The sequence below is a fragment of the Streptomyces sp. NPDC044984 genome (assembly GCF_040646935.1).
Classification (GTDB): Bacteria; Actinomycetota; Actinomycetes; order Streptomycetales; family Streptomycetaceae; genus Streptomyces.
Map to the genome: position 1 here is coordinate 251,171 of NZ_JBEZBE010000006.1, position 26,441 is coordinate 277,611.

Genomic DNA, 26,441 nt, shown 5'->3' on the forward strand with positions numbered 1-26,441 from the left:
CCGCACATCGTCCACAGAAGAGAAAGGCACCCACCGTGGGACAGCCCACCCCTGCCCGAAGCGACGACTGGTGGCGCTCCGCCGTCATCTACCAGGTGTACGTCCGCAGCTTCGCCGACGGCGACGGCGACGGCACCGGTGACCTCGCGGGCGTCCGCGCCAGGCTGCCGTACCTCGCCGAACTCGGCGTGGACGCCCTGTGGTTCAGCCCCTGGTACCTGTCCCCGATGAAGGACGGCGGCTACGACGTCACCGACCACCGGGCGATCGACCCGGCCTTCGGCACCCTCGCCGAGGCGGAGAAGCTCATCGCCGAGGCGCGGGGACTGGGCATCCGCACGATCGTCGACATCGTGCCCAACCACGTCTCCGACCAGCACCCCTGGTTCCGGGCGGCGCTCGCCGGCGGTCCCGAGCGGGAGCTGTTCCACTTCCGTCCCGGCCGCGGCGAGAGCGGTGAACTCCCCCCGAACGACTGGCGGTCGGAGTTCGGCGGCCCCGCCTGGACCCGGCTGCCGGACGGCGACTGGTACCTCCACCTGTTCGCACCCGAACAGCCCGACCTCAACTGGGCGCACCCCACCGTCCGCCAGGAGTACGAGGACGTCCTGCGCTTCTGGTTCGAGCGGGGCGTGGCCGGCGTCCGCATCGACTCCGCCGCGCTGCTGGTGAAGGACCCCCGGCTGCCGGACTTCGTGGCGGGCCGCGACCCGCACCCCTACGTCGACCGCGACGAGCTCCACGACGTCTACCGCGCCTGGCGGGCCGTCGCCGACGAGTACGGGGGCGTCTTCGTCGGCGAGGTCTGGCTCCCGGACACCGAACGCTTCGCCCGCTACCTGCGCCCCGACGAACTGCACACCGCGTTCAACTTCTCCTTCCTGACCTGCCCCTGGGACGCGGCACGGCTGCGCGCCTCCATCGAGGACACCCTCGCCGAACACGCGCCGGTCGGCGCCCCCGCCACCTGGGTGCTGTGCAACCACGACGTCACCCGCACGGTCACCCGCTACGGCCGCGCCGACACCGGCTTCGACTTCGCCGCCAAGGCCTTCGGCACCCCGACCGACCTCGCCCTCGGCACCCGCCGGGCCCGCGCCGCGGCCCTGCTCTCCCTGGCCCTGCCCGGCGCGGTCTACGTCTACCAGGGCGAGGAACTCGGCCTGCCCGAGGCCGACATCCCGCTCGACCGCATCGAGGACCCCATGCACGCCCGCTCCGGCGGCACCGACCCCGGCCGCGACGGGTGCAGGGTGCCGCTGCCGTGGACGGCGGACGCGCCGCACGCCGGGTTCGGCGGTGAACCGTGGCTGCCGCAGCCGGCCGGCTGGGCGTCGTACGCGGCCGACCGGCAGGCGCGGGACCCCGGCTCGATGCTCGCCCTGTACCGCGAGGCGATCCGCCTGCGCCCGGTCTTCGGCGACGGCCCGCTCACCTGGCTGCCCGCCGCCGACGGCGTGCTCGCCCTCACCCGCGCGGAGGGCACCGCGACCTGCGTGCTGAACCTCGCGGACGCGCCCGCCGACCTCCCCGCCCACACCGCGCTCCTCCTCGGCAGCGGCCCCCTCACCGGCGACGGACGGCTGCCGAAGGACACCGCGGTCTGGCTCCGCGCCTGAGCCCCGCGGCCCGGGGACCGCACCGCGTTCTTCAGTGAAGCGGGGGCGCATCCGTCCTGACCGTGGTGACCCCGCGCTTCGCCGCCTGGATCTGCTCGTACACCTGGGTCCGCAGCTCGGCGAAGCGCGGGGCCACGCGGGTGCTCAACTGGTCCCGGTCGGCGGGCAGGTCGATCTTCAGCTGCTCCCGTACGACGGTGGGGGAGGCCGACAGCACGATCACCCGCTCGCCGAGGTACACCGCCTCGTCGATGTCATGGGTGACGAACAGGACCGTGATCCCGCGCTCCCGCCACAGCCGCCGCACCAGGTCCTCCAGATCGGCGCGGGTCTGCGCGTCCACCGCCGCGAACGGCTCGTCCATCAGCAGCACCTCGGGCTCGTACGCCAGCGCCCGCGCGATCGCCACCCGCTGCTGCATGCCGCCGGAGAGCTGCCACGGGTACGCCCCGGCCGCGTCCGCGAGGCCCACTGAGGCGAGGGCGTCCGCGACCAGCTCGCGGCGCCGTGCCCTGCCCAGGTCCTTCTGCTTCAGCGGGAGTTCGACGTTCTGGCCGACCCGCATCCACGGGAAGAGGCTGCGCCCGTACTCCTGGAACACGAACGCCATGCCGGGCGGCGGGCCGTCCACCTTCCGCCCGGCCAGGAACACCTCACCGGCGGTCGGTTCGAGCAGCCCGCCCACGCACTTCAGCAGCGTCGTCTTGCCGCAGCCGGACGGGCCGACCAGGCAGACCAGTTCACCGGCCGCCACGGTGAAGGTCAGGTCGCGCACCGCCTCGACGTGCCGCCCCGATCCCTCGTACACCTTCCGCAGGCCGCGTACGTCGAGCATGGGCCGCCCTTTCTGGAGTGTCACCTGGGCCGCCGGGCGGCGGCGCGCAGGCCGTGGTACCAGCCGAGCGCCCGCCGCTCGACCAGCTGGAAGAGGACCGAGAGGACGAAGCCGAGCAGACCGAGCAGCAGGATGCCGGTCCACATGTCGGGGATCGCGAAGGAGCGCTGGAACTGCACGACGGTGAAGCCGAGACCGTTGCTGGCGGCGAACATCTCGCTGATCACCATCAGGATGATGCCGATCGACAGCGCCTGCCGCAGCCCCGCGAAGATCTGCGGGCTCGCCGAGGGCAGCACCACGTCCCTCAGGCGCGCGGCGCCCGTGATGCCGTAGGAGCGGGCCGTCTCGGTCATCACCGCGTCGACCGCGCGCACCCCCTCGACCGTGTTGAGCAGCACCGGCCAGACGCAGCCGCTCGCGATGACGACGATCTTCATGGTGTCGCCGATGCCCGCGAACAGCATGATCACCGGTACCAGCACCGGCGGCGGCACGGCCCGCAGGAACTCCAGCACCGGCTCGCACACCGCGCGCACCCGCCGGTAGGAGCCGATCAGCGTGCCGAGCGCGATGCCGGCGACGGCGGCGAGGGCGTAGCCCGCCGCGAGCCGCAGCACGCTGGGCAGCACGTCACCGCGCCACCGCTCACCGGTCCACACGTCCGGGAACGTCTCCAGGATCGTGCGCAGCGGCGGCCAGTACACGTCCTCGCTGCCGGCCGAGGACACCCACCAGACGGTCACCAGCACCACGGGCAGCGCGAGCACGAACACCAGGCGCAGCAGCAGCCGCCTCACACCGCCACCTCCCCGCGCACCGACTGGTGCCAGGCCAGCGCCCGCCGCTCCACCGACCGGGCCCCGACGTTGATCAGCAGCCCGAGCAGTCCGGCGACGACGATCAGCGCGTACATCTCGGGCACCGCCTGCGAGGTCTGCGCGACCGCGATCCGGGCGCCCAGCCCCGGTGCGCCGATGACGAGTTCGGCGGTGATGGCGAGGATCAGCGCGACCGCCGCCGCCAGCCGCACCCCGGTCATCACGTACGGCAGCGCGGTCGGCCACAGTACGTGCCGGATCCGCGCCCAGGTGCCGAGCCCGTACGACCGTGCCGTCTCCTCGGCGACCGGGTCGACGTCCTGGACGCCGTACAGGACCTGGATCAGCACCTGCCAGAAGGAGGCGTACACGACCAGGAGCAGCACCGACTCCAGTTCGGTGCCGTACAGCAGCACCGCCAGCGGGATCAGCGCGACCGACGGGATGGGGCGCAGGAACTCGATCGTGGACGCCGTCGCCTCGCGCAGGTACGGCACCACGGACAGGACCACCCCGGCGACGATCCCCGCGCCGACCGCGATCGCCAGGCCCAGCGCCCAGCCGGTGAGGGTGTCGCCGAGCGCGGTCCAGAAGGCGCCGTCCGCGAACTCCGTGCCGAGCGCGCCGGCGATGCGGCCGGCCGGCGGGAAGTACTCCTCCTCGACCAGACCGAGCCGCGGCACCGCCTCGGCCAGGAGGAGGAAGGCCGCGAGCCCGGCCGCACCGAGAGCGGCGTTCGCGCCCCTCACGGCAGCAGCTCGTCCAGGTCCGGGGTCTGCTTGAACAGGCCGTCCCGCGCGCCCAGTTCCGCCAGTTCCTCGAGGGCGGCGCGGTTGGGCTCGGCCGGCCACTTCGGCAGGGTCACCTTCGCCAGCACGTCCGCCGGGATCTTCGTGTACGTGGTGACGATCTCGCGCACCTCGTCGGGGTGGGAGTCGGCGTAGGCCAGGGACTCGGCGGTGGCCTCCTGGAACTTCTTCACCACCTCCGGGTTCTCCCGCGCGTACTCGACGGAGGTGAAGTACATGGCGACGGTGAGCTCCGGAGCGATGTCGATCATGGGGGAGGCGATCTCCCGGCCGCCCTGGCTCTTGATCGTGGCCAGCGCCGGTTCCACCACCATCGCCGCGTCGATCCGCCCGCCGTCGAGCGCGGCCGGCATCTGGTCGAAGGCCAGCTCGACCAGTTCCACCTTGTCGGGATCGCCGCCCGCCTTGCGCACCGAGGCGCGCACCGCGGTCTCGTTGATGTTCTTCAGGGTGTTGATGGCGACCTTCTTGCCCTCCAGGTCCTTCGCCGACTTGACCGGGCTGTCGCCCCTGACGGTGAGCGCCTCGAAGTCGTCGCCCACCTCACCGGTCGAGGCGATGCCGTTCGCCACCGCCTTCACCGGCACGTTGTTGGACTGGGCGATCATCAGCGAGGTCATGTTGGAGAACCCGAACTCGAACTGGCCGCTGGCCACACCGGGCACGATGGCGGCGCCGCCCTGCGCACTGGAGAAGTCCAGCTTCAGCCCGCGCTCGCCGAAGAAGCCCTTCTGCCGGCCCAGGTACAGGGGCGCCACGTCGACGATGGGGATGAGACCCACCGTCACGGTGGTGGTGCCGCCGGACGAGCCGGCCTCGTCCGGCCCGCCGGAGTCGGACGAGCCGCAGGCCGTCGCGGCGGTCAGGACGGATGCGGCCGTGAGGCCGATGAGCAGACGACGACGCATGACTGTGACTCCCGCGGTGGGACCGGACCGGATGCTCCGACAGACTGTGCGCAGAGAGAACGGACGTGCCGATCGGGAACGTAGAGCCCGTGCCGAGACAGGGTCAATCCCCGTACACCGGCCAATCGTCGACGACCGCATCGTGGACGACCGCTCTTGCGCGGACGCGTCGTTGACAGCCGGATCGCGCGCTCATAGCGTGCGCGACGCGTACGTCCGTACGTCCTCCCGGAGGCCACGATGACCGCTGACGTCCGCGGACCGCACTTCGTCCGGTCCTTCGAGCGGGGCCTCGCCGTCATCCGCGCCTTCGACGCCGACCACCCGGCGCTGACCCTGAGCGAGGTCGCCCGCGCCTGCGAACTGACCCGCGCGGCCGCCCGCCGCTTCCTGCTCACCCTGGCCGACCTCGGTTACGTCCACACCGACGGCCGGCTCTTCCGGCTCACCCCGCGGGTGCTGGAGCTCGGTTACTCCTACCTCGCCGGGTTCACGCTGCCGCAGATCGCCGAGCCGTACCTCGAGCGACTCGTCGCGCAGGTGCGGGAGTCGTCCTCGCTGTGCGTGCTGGACGGCGACGACGTCGTGTACGTCGCCCGCGTCCCGACCAGCCGCATCATGACCGCGTCGATCACCGTCGGCACCCGCTTCCCGGCCCACCTCACCTCCGTCGGCCGGGTGATCCTCGCCGGTCTGCCGGACGCCGAGATCGACACCCGGCTCGCCCGCGCCGACCTGCGCCCGCTCACCGCCCGCACCCTGGTCACGGTGGACGCCCTGCGCGCCGAGCTGCGCCGGGTGCGCCGCCAGGGCTACGCGCTCGTCGACCAGGAACTGGAGGACGGGCTCAGGTCCGTCGCCGCGCCGGTGCGGGACCGGGACGGCGAGGTGGTGGCCGGCGTGAACCTCGCGGTGCACGCCGGCCGCAACTCCGTGGAGTCCGTACGCCGGGACCTGCTGCCCCACCTGCTGGCGACGGTCGCCCGGATCGACGCCGACCTGAGGATCACAGGTCCAGTACGAGCCGCCGGCCGCGACACCGGGACACACAGATGAGCATGGTCTCCCCGGCCGCCCGCTCCTCCGCGGTGAGCACCGAGTCGCGGTGGTCCGGCTCGCCCTCCAGCACATCGGTCTCACAGGTGCCGCAGGTGCCCTCCGTGCAGGAGTGGAGCACCTCGACGCCCGCTCCGCGCACCGTGTCCAGGACGGAGACGTCCGGCGGGACGGTGAGCGTCCGGCCGCTGCGGGCCAGCACGACCTCGAACGCGCCGCCCGCTCCCGCGTGCCGGTTCTCGGGCCGGAACCGTTCCACGCGCAGCACCCCGGCCGGGCACCGCTCCCCGACCGCGTCGAGCAGCGGACCGGGTCCGCAGCAGTAGACGAGGGTGTCCTCCGGGAGACCGGCCAGCACCGGGGAGAGGTCCAGCAGCCCGGTCTCGTCCTCGGGGGCGAGCGTGACCCGTTCCCCGTACCGGGCCAGCTCCCCGGTGAACGCCATGGAGGCACGGGTGCGCCCGCCGTACAGCAGGGTCCAGTCGGCGCCCGCCGCCTCGGCCGCGGCCAGCATCGGCAGGACGGGGGTGATGCCGATGCCGCCCGCGACGAAGCGGTAGCGCCCGGCCGGCTCCAGCCGGAAGCGGTTGCGCGGCCCGCGCGCCCGCACCTTGTCGCCCGGCCGTACCCGCTCGTGCACGTGCGCCGAGCCACCGCGCCCGTTCCGCTCCCGCAGGACGGCGATCCGCCAGCTGCCCCGGTCGGCCGGGTCCCCGCACAGCGAGTACTGCCGCTCGAGACCCGGCCCGAGCAGCAGGTCGATGTGCGCGCCCGGCTCCCAGACGGGCAGCTGAGCGCCCGACGGGTGCCGCAGGGTGAGGACGAGGACGCCCTCGGCCGCCGGCTCCCGCCGCTCCACGACGAGTTCGACGTCGTCGTACGAGGTCATGCACCGGCTCCTCGCGGCTCGTGCCCCCGCGGGTGCGCGAGCATCCACTCCCACATCTCGACCGGGTCCTGCGCGGTGTGCTCGCGCCCGCAGTGACAGGTGCCGTGCAGCAGATCGGTGCCCGGCAGCCAGTCGACGCGGTAGATCTCACCGGTGCGCCCGCTCATCGGACGCCCTCCGCGGGCTTGTCGCCCTCCTCCACCAGCCGGGCGAGGATGCGGCGGGCGGCCAGACCGCCGGTGTCGATGTTGATGCTCAGCTCCTGGTAGCCGGCGCGTTCGGTGCCGAGGGAGCGCTGGAGCAGGTTGAGCGCGTCGACGTCCTGCATGACGACCGTGTGGTTGTTGCTCCGCAGGAACTCGCTCACCTCGGGGTCGTCGGTGGCCCAGTCCCGCGAGACGGCCCAGAAGTCGTACACCTTGCCGTCGGCGGACGGCGTGATGGCGTAGGTGATCTCGGTGTGGAAGCCGTTCGGGTCGCTGCCGTCCGGCTCGGGCAGCACACCGACCGGGGCGATCCTGCTGTGCAGCAGGTACAGGCACGGCGCGTGGTACTCGATGTCCTGCCAGCGGGTGATCCGCCCCTCGATGCCGGTCGACCGGGCGTAGAACGGCGGGCACGCGGCGTCGTCCATGTGCCGGCTCACCCGGACGATCCCGGCGCCCTCGTCGACCTCGGTGGTGATCGGCGTCTCGGCGACCTCGGGGGTGCCGATGTACCCGCCGTGCAGATAGGTCTCGTGGGACAGGTCGAGGAGGTTGTCGACGAGCAGCCCGTGGTCGCAGTCGATGGGTTCCATGCCCCGCACGGTCACCCAGCCGGGGGAGTCCAGGTGCCGGGCCCGCGGAACGGCCCCCGCGTCGGCCAGCGCCGGGTCGCCGATCCACACCCAGACCAGCGAGTCCTGTTCGACGACGGGGTAGGAGGCGACGCGCGCGGTGCGCGGCACCCGCTTCTGCCCCGGCACGTACACGCACGTGCCGGTGGTGTCGTAGGTGAAGCCGTGGTACCCGCAGACGATCCGGTCGCCGTCGAGCCGCGTCGGTGCCGCGGAGAGCGGGTAACGGCGGTGCACGCACCGGTCGTTGAGCACGACCGGACTCCCGTCGCCCTCGGTCCGGTAGAGCACGAGCGGCTCCCCGAGCACCGTCCGGCCGAGCAGCTCCCGGCCCACCTCGTGGCTGTGGGCGGCGACGTACCACTGGTTCCTGGCGAAGGCGGTGATGTGCGGCATGGCGGCCCCGTCCCTGTCGGCGGGGCGCCGTCGCCCCGCGTTCCGTGGTCGGGTTCAGGGTCCTGAGGACCGTGGTTGCCGCGCAAGGCGGCTTCTGCCAGGCGGAAGTGTTCATACGGAAGACCTGGCCAGAGCCGTGTCATGAGTCTTGCCTGTCACTGGCAGGAGCTGCCGAGCAGCGCCGCTGGGTGGACGACTCGACCGGCTGCCGTACCGGGTCTGTGGAACGGCGATCGCCCTGTGTGCTCCTGCCCGCCGTGCCCTCGAAGCGGGACTGGCACGTGCGTCGGGTCTTGCCGACGTCACCCGGACTTCATGCGGCCGCCGGGCACCAGCAGGAAGACGGAGACCTCCGGGGCGACGGCTGCTCATGCCCGGCGGACCGGTACTGCTTGCGATCCGTTCGTTCAGCGGGTGACCAGCAGGCCCCGCCCCCGCAGCACCCGCCGCTCCAGCGGGCTGAAGATCAGCAGGTCGATGGCGATGCCGACGAGCAGGATCAGGAAGATGGCCAGGAACACCTGCGAGATGCTGGCGTTGTTGCGCCCGTTCTCCAGCAACTGGCCGAGTCCGACGCCCAGATCGGGCGAGGAGGCGATGATCTCGGCCGCCATCAGCGATCGCCAGGAGAATGCCCAGCCCTGCTTCAGTCCGGCGAGATAGCCGGGGAGCGCGCCCGGCATCACGATGTGCCAGGCCCCGCGCAGGCCGGTCGCGCCCAGGGTGCGTCCGGCGCGCAGGAACAGCGGGGGGATCTGGTCGATGCCGGCGACGAGGCCGTTGGCGACGGAGGGGACCGCGCCGAGCAGGATCACGGCGTACATCATCGAGTTGTTCAGGCCCAGCCAGAGCACGGCGGGCGGCACCCAGGCCACGGAGGGCAGCGACTGCAGACCGGACAGGATGGGGCCGATGGCGGCTCGGACGAATTTCACCCGGGCGACCAGGAGGCCGAGCGGCGTACCGATGGCGAGTGCCATCAGGAAGCCGAGCAGGCCGCGCGAGACGGATGTCCAGATGTAGTCGAGCAGCGTGCCCTGCCGCCAGGCGTCGGTCACCTCGTCCCACACCGCGGACGGCGAGGGCAGCTTGTAGTCGGGGGCGACCTCGGCCCACACCAGCAGTTGCCAGACCACCAGCACCAGTGCGACGGCGGTGACGGGCGGCAGTGCTTTGCGCATCAGGGTCTCGCGCAGCGGTGTGCGGCCGGCCTGTACCGAGTCCAGCGCGTCGAGCCCGGCCTCCAGCCCCGCCAGATCTTGCGTGTCCCGCATGTCCTGGGACTCCCCGGCTGCCGATGAGCCGTCCTTCTTGGCGGCGGTGCCGGTGTCAGTGCTGGCCATGGCGGCGGATCTCCCTACGCAGTTCTTCGGTGATCTCGACGGACAGCTCGGCGACCGCGCTGTCCTCGATGCGGCGCGGCTGCGGGATGCCGACGGTCCATTCCCGGGCGATCCGTCCCGGCCGTGAGGAAAGCAGCACCACCCGTTGCGCCAGCTTCACCGCCTCCCGCACGTTGTGCGTGACGAACAGCACCGACAATCCCGTCTCGTGCCAGATGCGGGTCAGCTCGTCGTGCAGCACGTCACGGGTGATGGCGTCCAGCGCGGCGAACGGTTCGTCCATCAGCAGCAACCGGCTGTCCTGGGCGAGCGCCCGGGCCAGGGCGACGCGCTGGCGCATACCGCCCGACAGTTCGTGCACCCGCTTGCCGTGCGCGCCCCGCAGCCGTACGAGTTCCAGCAGCCGTTCCGCCTCGACGCGGCGCTCCGCCTTGGCGACCCCGCGCAGCTTCAGCGCGAGTTCGATGTTCTTGCCCGCGGTCAGCCATGGGAACAGGGCGTGCTCCTGGAACATCAGGGCGGGCCGGCCCTCCGTGGCGATCGAGCCGGCGGACGGCCGGTCCAGTCCCGCGACCAGGTTGAGCAGGGTGGACTTGCCGCAGCCGGAGGCACCCAGGAGGGTGACGAACTCGCCCGGTGCGACATCGAGCGTGATGTCGTCCAGCACGAGCTGCTGCCCGCCGGGCGTGCCCGGCGCGGGGAAGGACTTCGAGACGTGCTCGATACGGGTGGCGTGCGTCACCGCCGTGGCGTCCTGGACAGCCTTGGCGACCGTGGTGGCCATGGTCGTCACCTCCTGGGTACTCATCGGGGCGGTTGTCGCTTGTCAGCTGTTCGGCTGCTCGGCGCCGAGACCGGCGTCGTCGACCTCGTCCTTGGCCTCGGCCTTGAGGACCTTGTTGAGCGGTGCGAGGTCGTAGATGCCCTTCAGGTCGGGCTTCTCCAGCAGGCCGGCCTTCACCGCGTGCTCCGCCTGGGTGTTGAGGGTGGCGGCCAGCGGGTCGTCGAGGAAGGTGATGGACTTCCAGGCCGGGTCGATGACCTCGGCGGGCAGGGCCTTGCCGGACTCCTCCTTCAGTGCCGCGTTGGCTGACGCCTTGGCCTTGTCCGGGTTGGCGTTGATCCACTCGTTGGTCTTCACCGAGCCGCGGAGCACGGCCTCGACGACGTCCGGGTGGTCCTTGAGGAAGCTCTGCGACACGATGATGTTCGTGATCACGAACTTCTTGTCGGGCCACAGGTCGGCCTCGTCGAGGATCACCTTCGCGCCCTCGGAGACCAGCTTGGAAGCGGTCGGCTCCGGAACCCAGGCTCCGTCGATGGAACCGGACTTGTAGGCGTCCGGGGTGATCTTGTTGTCCGTGCGGACGACGGAGACGTCGCCCTTGCCGCTCTCTGCGTCGACCTTCCAGCCCTTCTCCGCGATCCAGTTGAGGAACGCGACGTCCTGGGTGTTGCCGAGCTGCGGTGTGGCGATCTTCTTGCCCTTGACGTCGTCCAGGGACTTGATCTTCTTCGGGTTGACGACGAGCTTCACGCCACCGGAGGCGGAACCGCTGATGATGCGCAGGTTCTTGCCGTTCGACTTGGTGTAGCCGTTGATGGCGGGAGAGGGGCCGATCCAGCCGATGTCGATGGAGCCGGCGTTGAGCGCCTCGATCTCGGAGGGGCCGGCGTTGAAGGTCGAGGCCTTGATCCTGGTGCCGCCGAGCTCCTTCTGGAGCAGGCCTTCCTGGACGCCCACCAGGGCTGTGGCGTGGGTGAGGTTGGGGAAGTAGCCGATCCTCACCTCGTCGGCGGAGAGCTTCTCGGCGTCCGCCGCGACCTCGGTCTGCTTGTCGTCGTCGGTGGCGTCGGATCCGTAGCCGCAGGCGGTGAGCAGGAGGGGGAGCGCTGCTACGACGGCGATGGTGCGCAGGGTGGTGAGCGGTCTTGCGGCAGACACGGAGGTGTCCTCTCGGGGAATGGTTCGATCAGGGAGATGCCGAAAGCGCGAGGCGCGAAGCTCATGGGCACGCGCCTGCGCTTCGTTCGTCGGTCCTCGGTGGCGGGAATGCCGTCGCGGGTCCGGGAACGGAGCTGTGCGGGGATGGGCGGGCGCGGGTGACGCTGCCGACCGAAGGATCTTCTGCCGGCGGCCTCAGGCGGGCGGACAGATGGCGCTGGACGTGCGGCCGAGGTCGATGTGGCGGCGCGAGGTCAGCAGGGGGAGCGACAGGTCTGCGCGGTCGCGCGTTCGCATGGCCACCCCCCCCCACGAATCCCTAGTTTTCCTACCTGGCTGATAGGGATCGTGGCAGAAGGTGGCGCTCATCCCAAGGGGGTGTTCATATGGCGGACGCGACTATCTCACTTTTTGGGATCTTCGGTCGACGACCGGCGTTTCAGGGGTTCACCCAGGCTTTCGGGGCGTCGGTCAGGGCGGCCACGTCGGCGGGCAACCGGGCCGACGCGACGTCGGCGAGCGACACGCCCTCGAGGATCTCGCGCACGTTGGACCGCAACGCGATCCACAGGGGGAGCAGTGACTCGGCGGGGCCGGTGTAGGACAGCTCGGGCGGGCGGACCCCGCGCACCGAGACCAAGGGTCCCTCCACGACACGGATGACGTCGGCGATGCTGATCGACTCGGCGGGTTTGGCCAGCCGGTAGCCGCCGTTGCCACCGCGCTGGCTGAGTACGAGACCGCCCCGGCGCATGTCGTTCAGGATGCTCTCGAGGAACTTGTGCGGGATGTCCTGGGCGTCGGCGATGGCCTCGGCCTTCAGTGGTCCGTCATCGCGTGACGCGGCGAGCTGTAGCGCGGCACGTACCGCGTAGTCGGCCCTGGCTGAAATCCGCATGCGTCCATTATCCCGCATGGCTTCGGCCGGTGTCCGTCACCGGCGGGCCGCCGGCCGGGAGCGGATGCCCCCGCCCGGCGGCCGCGCGCGGCGGGTGCGGTGCTCAGGCCGCGGCCGGGGTGTAGTGGGCGGCGTCGTCGCCCTCGATGACGTGGCTGAGAGTGCCGTCGACACCGGCCGGGACGTCGCCCGCGACGGTCACCCGGTGCAGCAGGCGCGGCAGGTCGCCGTAGTCGTCGGGGGCGTAGTGCTGGGTGATGCGGTTGTCGAACAGGACGAGGTCGCCGGGCGTCCAGGCCACGCGCACGATGTTCTCGGGACGTGTGACGTACGACTGGAAGATACGCAGCAGGTCACGGGAGTCGGACGGGCCGAGGCCCACGATGCTCTGGGCGAAGCCGCCGATGAACAGCCCCCGCTCCCCGGTCTCGGGATGGACGCGGACGACGGGGTGGGCGGCTCGGTACTTCCGGGAGACGAACCGCCTGTGGTACTCGGCCGCCTTCTCGCTCTTCGGGGCGGCGTAGTCGTAGTCGTTGGTGTGCACCGCCCACAGCTTGTCCGCCAGCTCGCGCAGCGGCTCGGGCAGGTCACGGTACGCGGCGGCCGAATTGGCGATGAGCGTGTTGCCGCCGTAGGGCGGGACCACGATGCTGCGCAGCGTGGACGCCTTCGGAGGCGTACGGACGAAGGTGACGTCCGTGTGCCATTGGTTGGCGCGGATCCCCTCGTCGCCGTCGACCGGCAGGATGTTCGGCCGGCCGTCGACGGAGGGGACCGTCGGGTGCGCGGTGGTCAGCTCACCGAAGAGGGAGGCGAAGCGGAGCTGGCCCGCGTCGTCGAGGTGCTGGTCGCGGAAGACGAGCGCCTTGTGTTCCAGGAGCGCGGAGTTGATCTCGGTGACGACGGCGGGGGCGAGGTCGGTGGAGAGATCCACGCCGAGGATCTCGGCGCCGATACGGCCGCCGATCCTGCGGATGTCGAAGTCGGTGCTGGTGGTCATGGGCGGGTGTCCTTTCGAGGGGTGATCGGTCGGGAGGTCGTCAGGAGGTGACGGGCAGGGAGCTTCTCCGGGATCCCGGCGGGCTGAGGGGAGGGCCGATGGCCCGCAGTGCGCCGGGTTCCGGGCCGACGTACCAGACGCCCGTTCCGGCGGAGGCGGTGGCGCCGCTGGTGCCGCAGTAGCCCTTGCCGGCGAGGACCACGTCCGCCCCGTCCCGGGCCGCCCTGAGCGCGGCCCAGGTGGCGGCAGGGCCGCCGCCGGCCACCAGGACGTCCGTGGTGAGGTCGGGACCAGTCATACGGCGGCCACAGGGTGAGCGGTTCGAAGCCGCCGAGGGCGTTGTGCCGGACCTTGCCCCACAGGGCGAGACCGTCGGCGAGGAACACGGAGTCGAGCCGGCCGCGCTCGGCGGTCTGCGCGAGGTGCTGGAAGTAGCGCAGCTCGGTGACCCGTTCGGGCCGGGTGCGCGGGTGTCGCCAGGCGGCTTCGTGGTGGCCCGCGTTCATCAGGAAGGCGTTGAGATGCAGCTGACGGGGTCTGGGCGCGGTCATGGGGTTCCTCGGGCCGGGGGGCTGCGGGGTGAGCGGGTGACAGGGGAGAGGGGGAGGGCGAAGAGGGGAGGAGCGAGGGCGGCGGGTCAGCCGCCCGCGGGTACGCGCCAGGAGCTGAGCCGCCGCTCGACGGCCACCAGGAACTGGTTGAAGACCACGCCGATGGCGGAGATCGTGATGATGCCCGCGTACATCTGCGGGATGGCGAAGTTGTACTGCGAGGCGTTGATCAGATAGCCGAGGCCCGCCTTGGCGCCGATCATCTCGGCGGCGACCAGCACCAGGATCGACACCGCTCCGGCCAGCCGGATTCCGGTGAACATCACCGGTACCGAAGCCGGCAGGATGACCCTCTGGAACAGGCGGGGTGCGGACAGGTCCATCGACTTCGCCAGCTTCAGCAGGGTCGGGTCGACGTGGCGGACCGCGCTGATGGTGTTGAGCAGGATCGGCCAGGTGCAGGCGTACACCACGATGGAGATCTTCGAGGTCTCGCCGATGCCCAGCAGCAGGACGAACACCGGCAGCAGGGCCAGAGCCGCGGTGTTGCGGAACACCTCCAGGAGCGGTCCGAGGAGGTCGGCGACGGGCCGGTACCAGCCGATCAGCAGTCCGAGCGGTACGGCGACAGCCACGGCGATACCGAATCCGCTGAACGAACGTGCCAGGCTGGCGCGCGCGTTGTCGGCGAGCTGACCGTCCGCGGCGAGCCCCCACCAGGCGTCGGTGACCTCGCTGAACGGCGGCAGGAAGGTCCGGTCCACCAGGCTGGCTCGTGGCGCGATCTCCCACAGCAGGAGCAGGGCCACGATGGCCGCGGACCTGGTCGCCCCCTTCAGCAGCAGGTACGGCAGTCGGCGGACCGTCCGCAGCGCCGTCCGGCGGACACGGGCCGTGGGGGAGGGGGCCCGGCGCGCGTCCGGGGGTGACGAGGCGCCGGGCGTGGGCGCGGTCGATGTGCCGGCCTCGGGGGAGGCGGCGGACTCGGCGGACTTGGTGAGGGAAGGTGCCTGGACGGTTTCTGTCGTGTTCGTCGCGTCGGTCGTGGTGGTCGCGAGGGTCGCGTCGGCCTTCTCGGCGGTCGTGCCGGTCGTGGAGCTCATACGGAGGCCTCTTCCTTCTCCAACTGCTGGGCCCTGGCCACCTCGTCGTGCAGCAGCGACCAGATCTGGTGGCGGTGCCGTGCGAACTCGGGGCTGGAGCGGAGGTCGTCCGTCGCCGTACGGGAGCCGAGGGCGACCGGCACGATCTGCTTGATCCGGCCGGGCCTCGACGTCATGACGGCGACGCGCTGTCCCAGGTGGACGGCCTCGTCGATGCCGTGGGTGATGAAGACGACGGTCTTGCCGGTGCGCTGCCAGATGCGCAGGAGTTCGTCCTGCAGCGACTCCCGGGTCTGGGCGTCCAGCGCGGCGAACGGCTCGTCCATCAGCAGCACATCGGGGTCGTAGGCGAGGCTGCGGGCGATCGCCACCCGCTGCCGCATTCCGCCCGACAGCTCGTGCGGATGGCGGTCCTCGAACCCGGTCAGGCCGACCAGGTCAAGGAACTCCCGGGCGCGTGCGGCACGTTGGCGCCGTGGGACACCGGTGGCTTCCAGGCCGAACTCGACGTTGCCCTGTGCCGTGCGCCAGGGCAGCAGCGCGTACTGCTGGAACACGATGCCGCGGTCCGGTCCGGGCCCCGTGACGGGTTCGCCGTCCAGCAGGATCCGTCCGCCAGTGGGCTGGACGAGGCCGCCGAGCAGCTCCAGCAGCGTCGACTTTCCGCAGCCGCTGGGACCGACCAGGACGACGAACTCGCCGTCCGCTATCTCCAGGTCGATGCCGTCGAGGGCGGTGAACCGGGTGGCCTGCCCGGCCCCCGTGCGGTCCTTGACGGTGAACTGCTTCCGTACGTCCTCGAACACGATCTTGGGCGTCGTGGATCGCGTGGTCGCTTCCGGCACGGGATCAGCTCCTGCTCTTCGCGGCGGAGGAGGACTTCTCGTAGTCGTTGAACTTGTTGGTGTAGAGGTCCGACAGCGTGACCTGGCCCTCCTTGATGTCGCCCCGCTCGGCCAGCCAGTCGATCCACAACTGGAGTTCCCTGCCGGTGATCCGGCCCGCCGTCTCGGCGACGCCGTAGGACCGCCAGAACTTCAGCGGTGCGGTGTCCTCGTTGCGGCCGCGCTTCTTCACGATCTCCGTCATCCGGTCGACGACCTCGTCGTGCGGAGTGGAACGGGACCACTCGATGGCCCGCCCCACGGCGGTGACGAAGGTCCGGGCCGTGCCGGGGTTCTGCTTCAGGAAGCGGTCCGTCATCACGTACGTGCCGGCGCTGAACGCGCCGAGCAGCCGGTAGTCCGTGAACAGTGGGCGGACACCGCCGGTTTCCAGGGCCTTGTCGCGCAGGATGCCGCCGAGTACGGCCACGTCGATCTGCTTCTGGCGCAGGGACTGCTCGGTGTTGACCGGGGGCACCACGAGCGGCTCGACCTTGTCGATGTCTGCCTGGGACAGACCGCCTCGCTGCAGGTAGATGCCGAGCATGGCCTCGGAGTGGGCTCCGAGGGTGTTCATCCCGACCTTCCTGCCGATCAGGTCCCGGGCCGAGCGGATCGGGCTGTCCTCGAGGACGTAGAAGCCGTTGTAGGCGTACTCGTCGGCGCCGTAGTAACTGATGACGGCCTTGACGGGAGCGTTGTTGGCGGCCAGCTTGACGACCGCGCCGTTGAACGCGCCGCCGAAGTCGACCTGACCCGTGGCCGCGGACTGGATGTCCTGCGGTCCGCTGATCGTGTTGCCGACCCACTTCAGCTTCACGTCCTCCAGATAGCCGAGCTCCTCGGCCAGTTCGGGCAACGTGACCTGACCGGCCCAGCCCTGGTATCTCAGCGTCTTGGTCTGGTCCTCGGCGGCCGGTGTTCCGGACGTGGTCGTGCCGCAGCTCACCGACACCGCCGAAAGACCGAGAAGGGTGAGGAAGTGACGTCGGGTCGATGCCGTCGTGGCCATGGCAGGTTCCTGTCCGGGAAACGGGGAAAGGAGAGGGCAGACGTCGAACGGCGGAGAAAAGATCTCAGCAGAAATGGCTGTGACGGGGGCCGACGTCTGTTGAAAAGCAGCGGCTTGCGTAGAAGCCGGCTGTGAAATGGAGCGAAGGTGTGCCTGTCAGCGGATGCGGCGACCGACGGCACAGATGGCGCTGGCCTGACGTCGCAGATCGACGTGCAGGCGCGCGGCGAGGGTCTCGGACTTGCTCACAGCCACGAGAGTTGCAGCGAAATCCAGCCGGGTCAATGTCGCTTGCGTGTGCGTCATGTGTTCTCAACGGTCCGCCATGCGAATGAAGCGCGGCGTTCACAATGCTCCGGACAGGCGGTGTCGTGGTGACTGCCGCTTGTGCCGCCACCGCCGTCAGCGCAGTGACTGCACGGCGTAGAGGGCACCGAGGGCGGTGGCCAGGGCACCGAGCAGGAGACGCAGTGCCGTTTCGGGCAGTCGAGGTTGCAGGCGTGCCCCGAGGTAGCCGCCGATCAGTCCGCCGAGGCCGCAGGCCAGACCGAGGTACCAGTCAGGGGCGATGTCACCGGGGCCCGTCAGGGACAGCAGTGCGAAGGCCGCGGCCCCGGTCACGGAGGTGGTGAACGTGGAGGCGAGGGCGGCCGGTGCCACGCGGGCGACGGGCATACCCCGGCCGACCAGGATGGGGCCGAGGAGGGATCCGCCGCCGATCCCGTAGATCCCGCCGACGACCCCGACGACGAGGGCCAGTCCGGTGATGGTCCGGGGCGAGGGTTCCGCGGCGGGGGCCGGCCGGGCGGGCCCGAGGGTGCGCCTGATGAGCCACAGGCCCAGTGGCATCAGCAGAGTGGCGACCAGAAGGCGGAAGACGGTGGCCCCCGGGACGGCGAAGACCCGTATCGCGGCGCCGATGACCACCCCGGGCAGAGTGCCGGTCACGAGGCGCCGCGTCAGCCGACCGTACAGCAGGCCCGCGCGGTGGTGGCGCAGCAGGGCGCCGGGCCCGGCCACCACGTTGAACAGCAGATTGGTGGGCGTGACCGCCGGGCTGGGCACCCCGAGGACGCTCAACTGCACGGGCAGCAGGAACACCGCACCCGACACCTCCACCGGCGCGGTCACCACCGCTATGAGCAGGCCGACCGCCAGCCCGGCCAGCCCGGTCGACCATGTCACGGCAGGCCTCCGATTCGAATGTCCGGTCAGTGTCGCCGCCGTGGTCCCGCTGCCGGCCCACAGGGCTGCCGAGCACCCCGGTAACGAGGGATCCTGGCAGCAGGTCGATCGGCTCGGGCATGGGCGGGGCCGCGGAATCGGTCTCCCCGAACGTTCCAGCCCCCGATCAGGCGGGCAGGACGAACGGAGGGTGGGAACCGTTGAGGAAGTACTCCCCGACATCGCGGAGCCGGTGGGCGACGGGCTCGTACAAGGTGTGGGTCCTGGCATTGCGCCAGAACCGGTCGAAGCCCAGCCGCGCGGAGGTGGACCGGGCGCCGACGATGTCGAGGGCGCGGGTGGTGGACTCCTGCGCTGCCCGGGCCGCAGCGGTTTCGGACATCGCCACGAGGGCGGAGATGTCCGCCCACTCGTCGTAGCTGAGGTCTTCGCCGCGCTCGAGGCCGCCTCGCACGGCTTCCAGTGCTTGATCGGTGAGCGCCGACGCGGAGCGGGTCAGGACGGTGAGTTCTCCGTAGGCGGTCTGCACCTGCGGGTCGTGCGGGGTACCGGTCGGCCAGGCGGGGTGCCAGGGTGCGTGGCCCGTCCTGCTGTACTCACGGGCTTCGGCGAGCACTCCCTCGGCCATGCCGAGAAGGAGCTGGGCGGAGAAGAGACGCCCGACCGGGGATGCCAGGGCGGCCCAGGGTGACAGCAGGTCCTCGTCCGCGGACAGGGAGCCGAGCACGTCGTCGGCATCCACCGGTACGTCGTCGAACTCCACGCTGCCGCCGGCCGCGAGCCGCTGGCCGAAGGTGTCGGTATCGCCGTCGATCACCACACCGCGACGGGCGGGATCCACCACGACGGCGAGCGGTTCACCCGTGTCCTCCCGCACGGCGCGCACGGCGATGCGATCGGCGACCAGGACCCCGGTGGTGTAGCTCTGGCGACCGTCGAGCACCAGTCCCTTGGAGGTCCTGGCCAGCGTCAGAGGCGGCTCCTGACGCGCGAAACCGCCGCCCCAGCACCACTGTTCGGCTGCGGACCGCTCCTCTGTCCGCGCGGCGAGAGCGGGCCCGGCGAAGAACCGGGCGCTCCACGACAGGAAGTAGTGACAGCCGAGCAGTTGACCGATCGCGCCGTCGGCCGCGGCGATCTCCCGGACGACGGCGTAGGCCGTGGGCCAGTCCGCGCCGCCTCCCTGGGATTCGGCCGGCGTCAGGAGCGTCAGCAGTCCCGCCTCGCGCAGCCGGGACACCTCGTCGATCGGGGCCTTGCCCGCCTGCTCCCTGGCCGCGGTGTCCGTGGCCAGGTCGTCCGCCACCTCGCGGGCCACGCGCAGCCAGTGCGCATGGCCGGGCCCGGTTCGGTCGGACGGTGAGGCGGGGTGGGACGGCGCGGAGGCAAGGCCCATGGAAGTGATCTCCTCAAGGTCGGCCGCAGGGCGCGGCGTTGGAGCTCTCCTGCTGGTCGGGCACGTACTTGTAGCCCACGCGCCGAACGGTGACGATGCGGTGCCGGTGGGCTTCGCCCAGCTTGCGGCGCAGGCGGGCGATGTGGACATCCACGGTGCGGCCGTCGCCGATGTGGTCGTAGCCCCAGACGGCGGTCACCAGCCGATCACGCGTCTGCACGTGGTGAGGGTGCTGGACGAGATGCGCCAGCAGCTCGAACTCCAGGTAGGTGAGGTCGAGTTCGCGTCCGTCGACCTCGGCGACATGTCGCGCCGGATCGATGCGGACGACGTCGTCCGCCGTCCGCCGGACAGGGGCCGAGCCCGCGGCGGCGACCGGTCGGATCTCGGGCCGTGGCCTGTCCTTGGCGAAGAGCTCGGTGGGATCGGTGCCCTCGGGGACGAGCACGAGGTAGCCGACGAGCGGCGCGGAAGAGCGTCCCTGGGCGTCTCTCCGAGCGGTGTCGCCCACCAGGCGAAGACGGGGCGTGTCGGAGAGGAGCGGATCGTGTGGGGCGGCCTGGGCCGGAAGTGTCGTGGTCATGGCGATTGTCCCTCGGAAGTGTGTCGGGCCACCAGGCGCGGTGGGTGAGTTCGCCTGATCGCCTGGGAAGGGGGAGTGGAGCGGCGCGGGCGAAGGTGCGAGTCGCGTGCCTTACGCGCGGCAGCAGGCGGCACTGACGACGTGACCAAAGTCGACATGCCGACGACGAACGAGTCGTTGCTGCTTACGGGACATGTTCACCATCCTGTGCACCCCCGGTGGGCGCAGTCAAGGTTTCCCTAGTAATTCAATAGGAAAAGCAGGGAAGGTCTCACACTCTGAGAGGTCGGCCGTCCACCGGAGACGTAGCCGTCTCGGCCTCGGTGGCGCTCAGGGCACGCAGGAGCGCGCGGGCGACCGCGTCGTTCTGGCGGAAGGCCGGCGCGTTGGTGCGGGGACGGGCGAAGGCGGCGACGGCCCGGCTGTTGGTGGGGGCGCCGAGGGCGATGCGGCGGGGATGGGGGCTGTCGAGGGACGGGTCGATGACGTGGCCGTCCGCGGGGGAGACGGCGAGCAGGCCGGAGCGGTGGGTGTGGGTGGGGTCGGCGATGGCCTCCTCGGCGAGTGCGCCTTTCCGGTACAGGCCCCGCAGGAGGGGGTCCTCGGTGCGGGCCAGGGAGGGGCCCGGCAGGTACGCCTCGACGAGGGCGGTGGCGTGGAGGGTGTGCCCCGGGACGGTGGGGCCGGTCGCGGTGAAGGTGCCGGTGCTCTCGTCGGTGTCGATCCGGATGCCGGCGCCCAGGAAACGGACGACCCCGGCCCGGGACAGAGCCAGCAGCTGGCGCAGGCGGAAGCCGGGCGGACCGGAGGCCAGGAAGCTGAAGAAGCCGTGCCACCAGCCGTCGAGTTGCTCGGCGACGGAACGCGCGGTCAGTCGCCCCGCCGCGACCAGGCGGGGCAGTTGCCCGTAGACCGAGAGCAGGGCGAGGAACGCCCCGAGGTCGGCGCTGAACGCCGGGTCCTCGCGGCGGGCGACGTCCCGGGAGATGTGGTCGCGCAGGTGGTCCTGGAAGGCCTCCGGCGTGGGGAACACGAGGCCGTCCAGCGGGCGGTCCAGGACCTCGAGGTCCAGGCGGTCCACCGGGTCGGGTACGGCCGTGGCGACGAGGGCCGCCATCTCGGCGTCGTACCAGCCCAGACGGTCGTAGGCGGCGACGAAATCCGGCCAGGGGAGGGCCGTGCGCCCGGGGTGGGCGTGGAAGAGCTCGTGGTAGTGGCCGAAGCCGATCTCCTTGGCCATCAGCGGCCACACATCGCGCCGCAGGTCCAGCGGACGGCCCTCGGCGAGCAGCGCGTCGACCGCCTCGGGGCCGAAGTGGCGCGGCAGCGGCGGCCGCGGGCCCTGGAGGCGGTAGCGCGTCTTGGAGTGGTACGGCACCCCGCGCCGCGATCCGACGTGCAGGACGGGCTCGCGGCCGGACGGGAGGTAGGTGAGGGTGCCGTCGGGTTCCGTGCGGTAGGTGCCGCCGCGGCCCTCGGTGAGCAGCGCCATCAGGTCGATGAAGGCCAGTCCGAAGCCGCGCACGATGACATGTTCGCCGGGCCGCAGTCCGGACAGGTCGGCGTCGGCGGTGAACTCGGGTGGGAGGTGGCGGCGGCCGTGGCGGCGGGCGAAGGCGGCGTGGGCGCGGTGCTCGGCGGCGGGTGTGGAGCCGAGGTGGCCCTGGGCGAGGACGACCAGGTCGGCGGTGAGCGGAGTGGCACGGTCGGCGAGGTGCACCTGCTGCGGGCCGTCCGGGGGGCCGGTGACGGCGGTCGCGGTGGTGGGGTGCCACTCGACCGTGACGGTGGGCGGCAGCTGGGCCAGCGCCCTGCGGAACACCCAGTCCAGGTAGGCGCTCTGGGCGCGGCGGGTGGGGAAGTCGGACCCGTCGAGCGTGCGCAGTTCGGCGAGCACGTCAGGGTCGGTGGGTTCGGTGTACGGGGCGTGGCGCGGGCTCCGGCCGGAGAACTGGGCGGCCCACTCGGCAAGGGAGGGGCCCGGCTGGACCGGGCCGTCGATCGTGGAGGAGTCGTCGGTGAACATGGTGACGTCCTCGGCCATGGAGTTCATCCGCAGCAGCGCCGACTGCTCGTGGCGCCAGACGCGTCCCGGGCCGGGCGGATGCGGGTCCACCAGGTGGATGCGCAACTCCCGGACCTCGTCCCACAGTTCGGGCGCGTTGGCGGCGATCCGCTCCAGCAGGCCCGTGGCGCGCGGCCCCGCGCCGACCACGACCAGGACGGCCGGCGAAGGGGTGCTGCTCACCGGTCACCGCCGATCGCCGGGCGGGCGTCGGCGACCGTGGCCGCGCTCGGTCGGTGGCGCACGGCGGTCAGGTGGCCGCGCAGCCGTTGCGGCGGGGTCGGCGGCAGGGCGCGGGAGTCCTCGCGCGCGTAGTACCGCTCCACGGAGAACTGGCCCGTGCTGAGCACCGTGGTGACCGCGATGTACCAGAGGGTGGCGACCATCAGCAGCGGGATGACCTGGTAGGTCCGGTTGTAGATGAGCTGCACCGAGTACAGCAGGTCGTGCACGGCCAGCACGCTGACGATACTGGTGCCCTTGAGGGTGCCGATCAGCATGTTCCCGGCCGTGGGCACGATGGAGCGCATCGCCTGCGGGACGACGATCCGGCGCAGGGTGCGGCGTCCGCTCAGACCGAGTGCCTGTGCGGCCTCGGTCTGCCCGGCGTCCACGGAGAGGATGCCGCCGCGCACCACCTCCGCGGCGTAGGCGGTCTCGTGCAGGGTCAGGCCGATGACGGCGGTGAGGGTGGGGCCGAGCAGATTCACCGTCCTGACGGTGACGAACTCCGGGCCGAACGGGATGCCGAAGCCGAGCGTCGGGTACAGGGCACCGATGTTGAACCAGAACAGCAGCTGCACCAGCAGCGGCGTGGACCGGAAGATCCGCACATAGCCCCAACTCAGCGTGCGCAGCATCGGGTTGGCCGACAGCCGCATCACCGCGAGCACGGTGCCGAGCAGGAAGCCGAGCACCATCACCACAGCCGTCAGCCACAGGGACAGCAGCAGTCCGTCGAGCACGGCGGCGGTGGTGAAGTACCGGCCCGCCACGCTCCGTTGGAAGGCGTCGTTGTGGACGACGGAGTCGAGCACCATCGCGAACAGCAGCAGCGCGACCACAGCGGTCAGCCACCGGCCGACATGCCGGCGCGGCACGATCCGCGGCACCTCGGGGCCGGGCGCGCTCGCCCGTTCCGGGGGCTTCGTCGCGGGGACCGGCGTGACTTCGGAAGGCGTGAACATCGAGAGGCTCTCCGGGGGAGGGGATCGCAGGCGTGGGTGACCACCCGGTGGCACTCGCAGGGAGCGCAGCGGCACAGGCGCTGCGTGCGTACGGTGCGGCCGGGGCTCGGCGTCGTCACGTCCGCCGCGTCCCTCAACGCGGCCGGGAGGGCTGCCGGGAAGGGCGGCCGATCCGCTGTCGATCGTAGGCGCCCAGGGCGTCGATGTGTCAACAGCGCCCAGCGCGGCGCCGGCCACGGGCGGTCCGGCATCCGGGTGCTGCTTGACGAGCGCCACGATGTACTGCTCAAGTAGTCGCATGAATGCCCAGCAGCGCTTGGTCACGCGCGATCACATCGACTTCGGTCGAGTGTGGTCCGCCGCGTGTTGCGCCTGACTCGGCAGCGGGCCGTCTGACCGGCCGTTCCCTCCCTCGGTGACCCCGTCGCGGGCCGAGTTCTCCCCTCACGCGCGCTGCCGCAGCTCTGCTTCTCCCCACGCTCGACGTCGTCACGACCGCACCGATCCGTCCGCCTGACGGTCTGTTCACTCATGCCCGCACGCACGGCGATTCCGCCCTGCCCGCGTGCCGCCGCGATTCCTGAAAGGCCATTCCCATGCCCGTGGAGTTCCTCGGTATCGCCGCCACCAACGACGGCTCCGAAACCACGCCCCGCTCCGGCGCCGCGTTCGACAAGGAGTACACGCTCCGGCTCGCCCGGGCACACGAGGACCACGGCTGGGACCGGGTGCTGTTCGCCTACGGCTCCGGGTCCCCGGACCCCGCCCCGGCCGCCGCGTACATCGCGAGCCGGCTGGAGCGCCTGCAGATCCTGCTCGCCCACCGGCCCAACGTCTCCTACCCCACCTTCGCCGCCAAGACCTTCGCCACCCTCGACCGGATCAGCGAGGGCCGGCTGACCGTGCACTTCATCACCGGCGGCAACGACCACGAGCAGGGCCGCGAGGGCGACACCCTCACCAAGGACGAGCGCTACGCCCGCACCCGCGAGTACATCCGGATCGTCAAGAAGATCTGGACCACCCACGAGCCCTTCGACCACGAGGGCGAGCACTACCGCTTCCATGACTTCGTCAGCGACGTCTTCCCCGTCCAACAACCCCGTCCGAACGTCTCGTTCGGAGGCTCGTCCGCTGCCGCGTACACCGCCGGAGGCGCCGAGGCCGACATCTACTGCCTGTGGGGCGAGCCCCTCGCCAGGACCGCCGAGCAGATCGAGAACGTCAAGACCGCCGCCAAGGCCGCGGGCCGCACCGACGTGCCCCGCATCCAGGTCGCGTTCCGCCCGATCATCGCCCCGACCGAGGAACTGGCCTGGGAGAAGGCCCACCGCACGGTCGGCGCGATCAAGGCCCGCAAGGAGGAGGGCGAGGTGATCACCAAACGCCACAACGGGCACGCCCGGCCCCAGAACACCGGATCGCAGCGGCTGATCGCCATCGCCGAGGAGGGGGAGCGCTACGACCGTGCCCTGTGGACTCCGACCGCCGCCGCGACCGGTGGCGCGGGCAACTCCAACGCCCTGGTCGGCACTCCCGAGACCGTGGCCCAGGCGCTCCTCGACTACTACGACCTCGGCGTCGACATCCTCTCCGCCCGCGGCTACGACCTGCTGGGCGACGCCATCGACTTCGGCCGGTACGTGATCCCGATCGTCCGCGAGGAGGTCGCCAAGCGCGACGCCGAACGGGCTGCACGCGGGACGCAAACCCTTGCGGCGGTGGGCCAATGACCTCCACAGTCCAACCACCTTCGTCGGCAGTGGATGTGACGATCCTCCATGTCCCTGTCTCCGACCCGCGCGTGGGACCCCTGCTGCGCGAGCTCGGCCACGAGTACTCCACGCGCTACGGCAAGGACGCCCACGCCGAGATCTCTCGCTACCCCGACGAGGAGTTCACCGAACCGTACGGCGGCCTGCTGCTCCTGCTGCTGGAGCGCGGCGAGCCCGTCGCAGGCGGCGCCTTCCGGCGGTACGACGCGACCACCGCCGAGCTGAAGCGGATCTGGACCCACTCCGCCCACCGGCGGCGTGGCCTCGCCCGCCGTGTCATCGCCGAGCTGGAGCACGAAGCGGGCATGCGCGGCTACCGGCGGGTCCACCTGACCACCGGGCCGCGCCAGCCCGAAGCCCGCGGCCTGTACCTGGCCACCGGCTACACACCGCTGTTCGACACCGAGGCCGACCCGGAAACCATCGGCCCGCTGCCCTTCGAGAAGCATCTGCCGGCCGAAGCACGCGCAGCACGCACGGGAAAGGCAGTCGACCTGTGAACCTCCGCCCGATCAGAACCCGCCTGCGTATCACCGCGACCATCGCGCTGCTGCCCGTACTGGCGCTGACCGCCTGTGGCTCCGGCGACACCTCCGGCACCACACCGGCGGGCGCTCAGGCGTCCCCCGCGCCGACCGACGACCCGGTCGCCGCCGTACGCAAGGTGGACTCCGCCGCCGCCCTGCTGCCCGCCGACGTCCGCGAAGCGGGCACGCTGCGGGTCGGCAGCTCGGTCGGATTCCCGCCCGGGGCGTACTACCCGAACGGGCAGGACAAGCCACCCGCCGGCCAGGACATCGACCTAGCCGACGCGGTGGCCAAGGTCCTCGGTATCGAGCTGGAGCGCCAGGACGCTTCTTTCGAGACGATCCTGCCCGCCCTGGACAGCGGCAAGTACGACTTCGGGACCGGCAACTTCGGCGTCACCACCGAGCGCCTGAAGACCATCGACTTCGTCACCTACATCGACGACGGCCAGGGCTTCGCGGTGAGGGAGGGGAACACGTCCTTCGGCAAGAAGGTCACGGACCTGGTCCAGCTGTGCGGGCGCACGGTGGGCATCGGCGCCGGGACCACCTTCGAGGCGACCCTCACCGCGCAGAAGGGGGTGTGCGCGAAGGCGGGCAAGAAGCCGTACGACGTGAAGGTCTACTCGGAGAACGGGGCGACCGTCACCGCGCTCCAGCAGGGCCGTGTCGACGTGATCATGTCGACCATCAACGGCCTGCGGTACCAGGCGGCCCGGCCCGCCGCGCACACCACGTTCCTCGGCGAGTTCCACCGCCTCGACGTCGGCTTCGCCTTCAAGAAGGGCTCTCCGCTCACCAAGGCGTTCCAGG

General features: G+C 71.2%; 28 protein-coding genes and 1 pseudogene. 5 read left to right on the forward strand and 24 right to left on the reverse strand.

The window, feature by feature from the left end:
- Window positions 1-35 precede the first annotated feature (35 nt).
- On the forward strand, window positions 36-1,619 hold the full coding sequence (locus AB0A94_RS09345) for an alpha-amylase family glycosyl hydrolase (protein ID WP_361741242.1): 1,584 nt from the start codon (window positions 36-38) through the stop codon (window positions 1,617-1,619).
- A 31-nt stretch (window positions 1,620-1,650) separates the two neighbouring features.
- Here the strand turns inward: AB0A94_RS09345 and AB0A94_RS09350 are convergent, their stop codons facing one another.
- From AB0A94_RS09350 to AB0A94_RS09365, 4 genes are read right to left on the reverse strand one after another with little or no spacing between them, the layout of a single operon-like run.
- Window positions 1,651-2,454 (reverse strand): ABC transporter ATP-binding protein, encoded by an 804-nt coding sequence (locus AB0A94_RS09350; protein ID WP_361741245.1) that lies wholly within the window; start codon window positions 2,452-2,454, stop codon window positions 1,651-1,653.
- Between the two features lie 20 nt (window positions 2,455-2,474).
- The gene (locus AB0A94_RS09355; protein WP_361741248.1) at window positions 2,475-3,254 is read right to left on the reverse strand and encodes an ABC transporter permease subunit; all 780 of its coding nucleotides are present in this window, start codon (window positions 3,252-3,254) and stop codon (window positions 2,475-2,477) included.
- Entirely contained in the window at window positions 3,251-4,024 is a 774-nt protein-coding gene (locus AB0A94_RS09360; protein WP_361741251.1) for an ABC transporter permease, read from the reverse strand. Before AB0A94_RS09360 ends, AB0A94_RS09355 begins: the two co-directional genes overlap by 4 nt.
- Window positions 4,021-4,992 carry an ABC transporter substrate-binding protein gene (locus AB0A94_RS09365; protein ID WP_361741254.1) on the reverse strand — a complete coding sequence of 324 codons (972 nt, stop codon included), beginning with the start codon at window positions 4,990-4,992 and terminating at the stop codon, window positions 4,021-4,023. Before AB0A94_RS09365 ends, AB0A94_RS09360 begins: the two co-directional genes overlap by 4 nt.
- A gap of 240 nt (window positions 4,993-5,232) precedes the next feature.
- Here AB0A94_RS09365 and AB0A94_RS09370 point away from each other — a divergent pair, with 240 nt between their 5' ends.
- Complete coding sequence (locus AB0A94_RS09370) at window positions 5,233-6,048, forward strand: IclR family transcriptional regulator C-terminal domain-containing protein (RefSeq protein WP_361741256.1); 816 nt, start codon at window positions 5,233-5,235, stop codon at window positions 6,046-6,048.
- Here the strand turns inward: AB0A94_RS09370 and AB0A94_RS09375 are convergent.
- The 20 genes and pseudogenes from AB0A94_RS09375 to AB0A94_RS09470 all read right to left on the reverse strand — a co-directional run bounded on the left by AB0A94_RS09375 (window position 5,999) and on the right by AB0A94_RS09470 (window position 23,326).
- Complete coding sequence (locus AB0A94_RS09375; RefSeq protein ID WP_361741259.1) at window positions 5,999-6,937, reverse strand: PDR/VanB family oxidoreductase; 939 nt, start codon at window positions 6,935-6,937, stop codon at window positions 5,999-6,001. The two genes, AB0A94_RS09370 and AB0A94_RS09375, sit on opposite strands and share 50 nt — an antisense overlap.
- Window positions 6,934-7,104: a hypothetical protein gene (locus tag AB0A94_RS09380; RefSeq protein ID WP_361741262.1), complete on the reverse strand. Its 171-nt coding sequence runs from the start codon at window positions 7,102-7,104 to the stop codon at window positions 6,934-6,936. Before AB0A94_RS09380 ends, AB0A94_RS09375 begins: the two co-directional genes overlap by 4 nt.
- The gene (locus tag AB0A94_RS09385) at window positions 7,101-8,171 is read right to left on the reverse strand and encodes an aromatic ring-hydroxylating dioxygenase subunit alpha (RefSeq protein WP_361741265.1); all 1,071 of its coding nucleotides are present in this window, start codon (window positions 8,169-8,171) and stop codon (window positions 7,101-7,103) included. Before AB0A94_RS09385 ends, AB0A94_RS09380 begins: the two co-directional genes overlap by 4 nt.
- Window positions 8,172-8,578: 407 nt before the next feature.
- Window positions 8,579-9,514, reverse strand: a complete 936-nt coding sequence (locus AB0A94_RS09390; protein ID WP_361741268.1) for an ABC transporter permease — start codon at window positions 9,512-9,514, stop codon at window positions 8,579-8,581.
- Complete coding sequence (locus tag AB0A94_RS09395; RefSeq protein ID WP_361741349.1) at window positions 9,501-10,298, reverse strand: ABC transporter ATP-binding protein; 798 nt, start codon at window positions 10,296-10,298, stop codon at window positions 9,501-9,503. The genes AB0A94_RS09390 and AB0A94_RS09395 overlap by 14 nt, the downstream gene beginning before the upstream one ends.
- Before the next feature lie 42 nt (window positions 10,299-10,340).
- Window positions 10,341-11,459 (reverse strand): aliphatic sulfonate ABC transporter substrate-binding protein, encoded by a 1,119-nt coding sequence (locus AB0A94_RS09400; protein ID WP_361741271.1) that lies wholly within the window; start codon window positions 11,457-11,459, stop codon window positions 10,341-10,343.
- 195 nt (window positions 11,460-11,654) lie between these two features.
- Entirely contained in the window at window positions 11,655-11,756 is a 102-nt protein-coding gene (locus AB0A94_RS09405; protein WP_361741274.1) for a putative leader peptide, read from the reverse strand.
- A 142-nt stretch (window positions 11,757-11,898) separates the two neighbouring features.
- Window positions 11,899-12,357, reverse strand: a complete 459-nt coding sequence (locus tag AB0A94_RS09410) for an Rrf2 family transcriptional regulator (protein ID WP_361741277.1) — start codon at window positions 12,355-12,357, stop codon at window positions 11,899-11,901.
- Window positions 12,358-12,460: 103 nt separating this feature from the next.
- Window positions 12,461-13,360 carry a TauD/TfdA family dioxygenase gene (locus tag AB0A94_RS09415; protein WP_361741280.1) on the reverse strand — a complete coding sequence of 300 codons (900 nt, stop codon included), beginning with the start codon at window positions 13,358-13,360 and terminating at the stop codon, window positions 12,461-12,463.
- 40 nt (window positions 13,361-13,400) lie between these two features.
- Window positions 13,401-13,658, reverse strand: a complete 258-nt coding sequence (locus AB0A94_RS09420; RefSeq protein ID WP_361741283.1) for an FAD-binding protein — start codon at window positions 13,656-13,658, stop codon at window positions 13,401-13,403.
- Window positions 13,659-13,668: 10 nt separating this feature from the next.
- Window positions 13,669-13,911 (reverse strand): annotated as a pseudogene (locus AB0A94_RS09425) (LLM class flavin-dependent oxidoreductase); the annotation flags it as partial.
- Between the two features lie 86 nt (window positions 13,912-13,997).
- On the reverse strand, window positions 13,998-15,014 hold the full coding sequence (locus AB0A94_RS09430) for an ABC transporter permease (RefSeq protein ID WP_361741286.1): 1,017 nt from the start codon (window positions 15,012-15,014) through the stop codon (window positions 13,998-14,000).
- A complete protein-coding gene (locus tag AB0A94_RS09435; protein WP_361741289.1) occupies window positions 15,011-15,859 on the reverse strand; it encodes an ABC transporter ATP-binding protein in 849 nt (282 codons plus the stop codon). Before AB0A94_RS09435 ends, AB0A94_RS09430 begins: the two co-directional genes overlap by 4 nt.
- A 4-nt stretch (window positions 15,860-15,863) precedes the next feature.
- Window positions 15,864-16,910, reverse strand: a complete 1,047-nt coding sequence (locus AB0A94_RS09440) for an ABC transporter substrate-binding protein (RefSeq protein WP_361741292.1) — start codon at window positions 16,908-16,910, stop codon at window positions 15,864-15,866.
- A gap of 156 nt (window positions 16,911-17,066) precedes the next feature.
- Window positions 17,067-17,159 carry a putative leader peptide gene (locus AB0A94_RS09445; RefSeq protein WP_361741295.1) on the reverse strand — a complete coding sequence of 31 codons (93 nt, stop codon included), beginning with the start codon at window positions 17,157-17,159 and terminating at the stop codon, window positions 17,067-17,069.
- 153 nt (window positions 17,160-17,312) lie between these two features.
- The gene (locus AB0A94_RS09450) at window positions 17,313-18,095 is read right to left on the reverse strand and encodes a sulfite exporter TauE/SafE family protein (protein WP_361741298.1); all 783 of its coding nucleotides are present in this window, start codon (window positions 18,093-18,095) and stop codon (window positions 17,313-17,315) included.
- A 166-nt stretch (window positions 18,096-18,261) separates the two neighbouring features.
- Complete coding sequence (locus tag AB0A94_RS09455) at window positions 18,262-19,491, reverse strand: acyl-CoA dehydrogenase family protein (protein WP_361741301.1); 1,230 nt, start codon at window positions 19,489-19,491, stop codon at window positions 18,262-18,264.
- A 13-nt stretch (window positions 19,492-19,504) separates the two neighbouring features.
- Window positions 19,505-20,074, reverse strand: coding sequence for a winged helix-turn-helix domain-containing protein (locus AB0A94_RS09460; RefSeq protein ID WP_361741304.1), 570 nt, complete (start codon window positions 20,072-20,074; stop codon window positions 19,505-19,507).
- 271 nt (window positions 20,075-20,345) lie between these two features.
- Window positions 20,346-22,322, reverse strand: coding sequence for an FAD/NAD(P)-binding protein (locus AB0A94_RS09465; RefSeq protein WP_361741307.1), 1,977 nt, complete (start codon window positions 22,320-22,322; stop codon window positions 20,346-20,348).
- Window positions 22,319-23,326, reverse strand: a complete 1,008-nt coding sequence (locus tag AB0A94_RS09470; protein WP_361741310.1) for an amino acid ABC transporter permease — start codon at window positions 23,324-23,326, stop codon at window positions 22,319-22,321. The genes AB0A94_RS09465 and AB0A94_RS09470 overlap by 4 nt, the downstream gene beginning before the upstream one ends.
- Window positions 23,327-23,922: 596 nt before the next feature.
- Between AB0A94_RS09470 and AB0A94_RS09475 the strand changes: the two genes are divergently transcribed.
- The 3 genes from AB0A94_RS09475 to AB0A94_RS09485 form a co-directional block, all read left to right on the forward strand.
- On the forward strand, window positions 23,923-25,059 hold the full coding sequence (locus AB0A94_RS09475; protein WP_361741313.1) for an LLM class flavin-dependent oxidoreductase: 1,137 nt from the start codon (window positions 23,923-23,925) through the stop codon (window positions 25,057-25,059).
- Window positions 25,056-25,601, forward strand: coding sequence for a GNAT family N-acetyltransferase (locus AB0A94_RS09480; RefSeq protein ID WP_361741315.1), 546 nt, complete (start codon window positions 25,056-25,058; stop codon window positions 25,599-25,601). The genes AB0A94_RS09475 and AB0A94_RS09480 overlap by 4 nt, the downstream gene beginning before the upstream one ends.
- Window positions 25,598-26,441, forward strand: an 844-nt coding sequence (locus tag AB0A94_RS09485; RefSeq protein WP_361741318.1) for a transporter substrate-binding domain-containing protein, incomplete at its 3' end; no start/stop codon positions are given. The genes AB0A94_RS09480 and AB0A94_RS09485, both read left to right, overlap by 4 nt.

Excerpts from the sequence above, each read along its gene's own strand:
- AB0A94_RS09350 (WP_361741245.1), bottom strand. The coding sequence starts at position 2,454 with ATGCTCGACGTACGCGGCCTGCGGAAGGTGTACGAGGGATCGGGGCGG.
- AB0A94_RS09365 (WP_361741254.1), bottom strand. The coding sequence starts at position 4,992 with ATGCGTCGTCGTCTGCTCATCGGCCTCACGGCCGCATCCGTCCTGACC.
- AB0A94_RS09370 (WP_361741256.1), top strand. The coding sequence starts at position 5,233 with ATGACCGCTGACGTCCGCGGACCGCACTTCGTCCGGTCCTTCGAGCGG.
- AB0A94_RS09375 (WP_361741259.1), bottom strand. The coding sequence starts at position 6,937 with ATGACCTCGTACGACGACGTCGAACTCGTCGTGGAGCGGCGGGAGCCG.
- AB0A94_RS09380 (WP_361741262.1), bottom strand. The coding sequence starts at position 7,104 with ATGAGCGGGCGCACCGGTGAGATCTACCGCGTCGACTGGCTGCCGGGC.
- AB0A94_RS09385 (WP_361741265.1), bottom strand. The coding sequence starts at position 8,171 with ATGCCGCACATCACCGCCTTCGCCAGGAACCAGTGGTACGTCGCCGCC.
- AB0A94_RS09390 (WP_361741268.1), bottom strand. The coding sequence starts at position 9,514 with ATGGCCAGCACTGACACCGGCACCGCCGCCAAGAAGGACGGCTCATCG.
- AB0A94_RS09395 (WP_361741349.1), bottom strand. The coding sequence starts at position 10,298 with ATGGCCACCACGGTCGCCAAGGCTGTCCAGGACGCCACGGCGGTGACG.
- AB0A94_RS09405 (WP_361741274.1), bottom strand. The coding sequence starts at position 11,756 with ATGCGAACGCGCGACCGCGCAGACCTGTCGCTCCCCCTGCTGACCTCG.
- AB0A94_RS09410 (WP_361741277.1), bottom strand. The coding sequence starts at position 12,357 with ATGCGGATTTCAGCCAGGGCCGACTACGCGGTACGTGCCGCGCTACAG.
- AB0A94_RS09415 (WP_361741280.1), bottom strand. The coding sequence starts at position 13,360 with ATGACCACCAGCACCGACTTCGACATCCGCAGGATCGGCGGCCGTATC.
- AB0A94_RS09420 (WP_361741283.1), bottom strand. The coding sequence starts at position 13,658 with ATGACTGGTCCCGACCTCACCACGGACGTCCTGGTGGCCGGCGGCGGC.
- AB0A94_RS09430 (WP_361741286.1), bottom strand. The coding sequence starts at position 15,014 with ATGAGCTCCACGACCGGCACGACCGCCGAGAAGGCCGACGCGACCCTC.
- AB0A94_RS09440 (WP_361741292.1), bottom strand. The coding sequence starts at position 16,910 with ATGGCCACGACGGCATCGACCCGACGTCACTTCCTCACCCTTCTCGGT.
- AB0A94_RS09455 (WP_361741301.1), bottom strand. The coding sequence starts at position 19,491 with ATGGGCCTTGCCTCCGCGCCGTCCCACCCCGCCTCACCGTCCGACCGA.
- AB0A94_RS09460 (WP_361741304.1), bottom strand. The coding sequence starts at position 20,074 with ATGACCACGACACTTCCGGCCCAGGCCGCCCCACACGATCCGCTCCTC.
- AB0A94_RS09470 (WP_361741310.1), bottom strand. The coding sequence starts at position 23,326 with ATGTTCACGCCTTCCGAAGTCACGCCGGTCCCCGCGACGAAGCCCCCG.
- AB0A94_RS09475 (WP_361741313.1), top strand. The coding sequence starts at position 23,923 with ATGCCCGTGGAGTTCCTCGGTATCGCCGCCACCAACGACGGCTCCGAA.
- AB0A94_RS09480 (WP_361741315.1), top strand. The coding sequence starts at position 25,056 with ATGACCTCCACAGTCCAACCACCTTCGTCGGCAGTGGATGTGACGATC.